At 65.2% G+C, this 494-nt stretch carries 1 pseudogene; it reads right to left on the bottom strand.

Annotation, left to right across the window (positions count from 1 at the left end):
• Positions 1-366 precede the first annotated feature (366 nt).
• Positions 367-494 (bottom strand): annotated as a pseudogene (locus AC0L3L_RS36450) (IS110 family transposase); the annotation flags it as partial.

Here is a 494-nt window from a genome sequence, read left to right as displayed (position 1 = left end):
GTTACCGGTCAGGGGCGTCATGACAGCCTCGCAATTGCAGCATCGGCTGGTTTCGGTCAGGCCGGCCGGCGGCTGGCAGCGCAAGGGCGACCTGAGGGGAAACCTGCCTGGCGTGACGGCAAAGGCGCCACAACCTTGTATTCGGCGGATCGCAGCGATCCGAACCCATGATGCAGTCATGCGCATCGGCGGCAAGGCCTCCTCGGTAGCGGTTCCCATCCTCTCCCGCGTGCATGGAAGTCATGCCATAGGGGCCCTACGGGTCACCGCCGCCTCGGATCATCCTGGCATTGCTTCCGCTGTCGGCGGATGGATGCCCGGACCTTTGTGTGTCGTGTGCTCCTTAACTGGTTTTCATCCGATCGTTCATGCCGCAGGGGGCAGGATGGCGCCGGCCGGCACTTCGCCGGCGGTCACATAGCGCCACAGCGCGATCAGCAGCTTGCGCGCCAGGGCCACGATCATGGTCTTGCGCAGGTTGCGCTGGAGCCCGG

The sequence above is a fragment of the Mesorhizobium sp. WSM4849 genome, assembly GCF_055811385.1.
Note: the sequence above shows the minus strand (reverse complement) of the source record. Positions and strands in the feature narration are given on the sequence as shown.